Origin of the sequence: Streptomyces sp. WG7 (assembly GCF_049975785.1) — a bacterium.
Taxonomy (GTDB): Bacteria; Actinomycetota; Actinomycetes; order Streptomycetales; family Streptomycetaceae; genus Streptomyces.
The window spans coordinates 1-3,258 of the sequence record NZ_JBNGGE010000120.1 but is presented as its reverse complement, the minus strand read 5'-3'; the positions used below and the strand labels follow the sequence as shown (position 1 = coordinate 3,258).

The window sequence follows — 3,258 nt, the reverse complement described above, 5'->3', positions numbered from 1 at the left end:
GCCCCGGCCCCGGCCCCGGCCGGGGCCGGGGCCGCGGGCCTCGGGCGGCGGTGCCGGGCGTTTCTCGGGCCCGGACCCGCTCCGCCCGCAGGCCGCGGGGCCCTTTCGGGCCCCGCGCGGGCCCCGCGACACCCGTGGGAGGGACGCGCTGTCCTCCCGGAGGGCGGTTGCGGCAACAATGGGGGGATGAGCGACAGTCCAGCCCCACTCGCCGACCCCCACCTCGTCTACGACCCGGTGGCGGGCGACGGCCCGAAGGACGTGGTGATCCTCGGGTCCACCGGGTCGATCGGGACCCAGGCCATCGACCTCGTGCTGCGCAACCCGGACCGCTTCCGGGTCACCGGCCTGTCCGCCAACGGCGGCCGGGTCGCCCTCCTCGCCGAGCAGGCGTACCGGCTGAAGGCACGGACCGTCGCCGTGGCCCGCGAGGACGTCGTCCCCGCCCTGCGGGAGGCACTGAGCGGCCAGTACGGCCCGGGGGAGCCGCTCCCCGAGATCCTCGCCGGAGCCGACGCGGCCACACAGCTCGCCGCCTCCGACTGCCACACGGTTCTCAACGGCATCACCGGCTCCATCGGCCTCGCACCGACCCTGGCCGCCCTGGAGGCGGGCCGCACCCTCGCGCTCGCCAACAAGGAATCGCTCATCGTCGGCGGCCCGCTGGTCAAGGCCCTCGCCAAGCCGGGGCAGATCATCCCGGTCGACTCGGAGCACGCCGCCCTCTTCCAGGCGCTGGCCGCCGGCACCCGCGCCGACGTGCGCAAGCTGGTCGTCACCGCGTCCGGCGGCCCGTTCCGGGGACGTACGAAGGAGCAGCTGGCGAGGGTCACCGTCGAGGACGCCCTCGCCCACCCCACCTGGGCCATGGGCCCGGTGATCACGATCAACTCCGCCACCCTCGTCAACAAGGGCCTGGAGGTGATCGAGGCCCACCTGCTCTACGACATTCCCTTCGACCGCATCGAGGTGGTCGTGCACCCGCAGTCGTATGTCCACTCGATGGTCGAGTTCACGGACGGATCGACACTGGCCCAGGCGACGCCCCCCGACATGCGCGGGCCCATCGCCATCGGCCTGGGCTGGCCCGAACGCGTCCCGGACGCCGCCCCCACCTTCGACTGGAGCAAGGCCTCGACCTGGGAGTTCTTCCCGCTCGACAACGAGGCCTTCCCCTCGGTGAACCTGGCCCGGCACGTCGGGGAGCTCGCGGGCACGGCCCCGGCGGTGTTCAATGCCGCGAACGAGGAGTGCGTCGAGGCGTTCCGCTCCGGCGCGCTGCCGTATCTCGGGATCATGGAGACCGTCACGCGGGTGGTCGAGGAGCACGGCACCCCCCGTACGGGAACCTCGCTCACCGTCGCGGACGTCCTCGAAGCGGAGACCTGGGCGCGGACCCGGGCCCGGGAACTGGCGGCACAGACGGCGGAGGCCCGTGCATGACGACCCTGATGTTCATCCTCGGCATAGTCCTCTTCGCGGTCGGCCTGCTGTTCTCCATCGCCTGGCACGAGCTGGGGCACCTGTCCACGGCCAAGCTCTTCGGCATCCGCGTGCCGCAGTACATGGTCGGCTTCGGGCCGACCCTCTTCTCGCGGAAGAAGGGCGAGACCGAGTACGGGGTCAAGGCCATCCCGTTCGGCGGCTACATCCGCATGATCGGCATGTTCCCGCCCGGCGCCGACGGCCGGGTGGAGGCCCGCTCCACCTCGCCCTGGCGCGGCATGATCGAGGACGCCCGCTCGGCCGCCTTCGAGGAACTGCAGCCGGGTGACGAGAAGCGCCTGTTCTACACGCGCAAGCCGTGGAAACGGGTCATCGTGATGTTCGCGGGCCCGTTCATGAACCTCATCCTCGCGGTGGTGCTGTTCCTCACCGTTCTGATGGGCTTCGGCATCTCGCAGCAGACCACCACCGTCAGCTCCGTCTCCCAGTGCGTGATCTCGCAGACCGAGAACCGCGACGACTGCACCAAGTCCGACCCGGCCTCCCCGGCCGCGGCGGCCGGCCTCAAGGCGGGCGACAAGATCGTCTCCTTCGACGGCGTACGGACCGACGACTGGGACCGGCTGTCCGACATGATCCGCGCCAACCCCGGCGAGCAGGTGCCGGTCGTCGTCGAGCGCGGAGGCCAGGAGGTCACCCTCCAGGCGACCATCGCCACCAACCAGGTCGCGAAGAAGGACGGCAACGGACAGATCGTCGAGGGCGAGTACGTCACCGCGGGCTTCCTCGGCTTCAGCGCCGCCACCGGCGTGGTGAAACAGGACTTCGGCCAGTCCGTGACCTGGATGGGCGACCGGATCGGCGACGCCGTCGACTCCCTCGCCGCCCTGCCCGCCAAGATCCCGGCCCTGTGGGACGCGGCCTTCGGCGACGGGCCCCGCGAGGCGGACTCCCCGATGGGAGTCGTGGGCGCCGCCCGCGTCGGCGGCGAGATCGCGACCCTGGACATCCCGCCCACCCAGCAGCTGGCCATGTTCATCATGCTGGTGGCCGGCTTCAACCTCTCCCTGTTCCTCTTCAACATGCTCCCGCTGCTGCCGCTCGACGGCGGCCACATCGCGGGCGCGCTGTGGGAGTCGCTGCGCCGGAACGCGGCCAAGGTGCTGCGCCGCCCGGACCCGGGCCCGTTCGACGTCGCGAAGCTGATGCCGGTGGCCTACGTGGTGGCGGGCATCTTCGTCTGCTTCACGCTGCTGGTACTGGTGGCGGACGTCGTCAATCCCGTACGGATCAGCTGAAGCCGGGGTAATCCGCTCGATCCGTACGAATCCACACGATCCACACGATCCACGTGATCCACATGATCCGTGCGATCCGCACGATCCATGCGATACGTGTGATCTGAAGCGATCGGACGGGAAACCCGATCCGGAGAGCATGTCCCTCCGGACCGGGCTTCACACCGGTCACCCGGCAGACGGACGCCAATGGGTGCGTCTCCGTACGCCGTGTGTCTGGCGTCCACGTCCGTGCCGTAATCTCGGAGGCCGGAGCCCGCCGCTGAACGGGGCCGGATTCTGATCCACGACTTGGGGTTGCACAGCAGATGACTGCGATTTCTCTCGGCATGCCGTCCGTTCCGACCAAGCTCGCCGAGCGCCGCAAGAGCCGGCAGATCCAGGTCGGGTCCGTGGCGGTGGGTGGTGACGCGCCCGTGTCGGTGCAGTCCATGACCACGACCCGTACGTCGGACATCGGTGCGACGCTCCAGCAGATCGCCGAGCTGACGGCTTCGGGCTGCCAGATCGTGCG

General features: G+C 70.4%; 3 protein-coding genes. All 3 read left to right on the top strand.

The genetic code is table 11. From position 1 onward, the window contains the following. Nucleotides 1-186 precede the first annotated feature (186 nt). The gene (gene dxr / locus ACP4J0_RS38275; RefSeq protein ID WP_426604029.1) at nucleotides 187-1,443 is read left to right on the top strand and encodes a 1-deoxy-D-xylulose-5-phosphate reductoisomerase; all 1,257 of its coding nucleotides are present in this window, start codon (nucleotides 187-189) and stop codon (nucleotides 1,441-1,443) included. Nucleotides 1,444-1,451: 8 nt separating this feature from the next. Beyond that, nucleotides 1,452-2,744, top strand: a complete 1,293-nt coding sequence (locus ACP4J0_RS38270; RefSeq protein ID WP_426604031.1) for a M50 family metallopeptidase — start codon at nucleotides 1,452-1,454, stop codon at nucleotides 2,742-2,744. A gap of 308 nt (nucleotides 2,745-3,052) precedes the next feature. Then, the coding region (locus ACP4J0_RS38265) for a flavodoxin-dependent (E)-4-hydroxy-3-methylbut-2-enyl-diphosphate synthase (protein WP_366012120.1) at nucleotides 3,053-3,258 on the top strand (206 nt) is incomplete at its 3' end.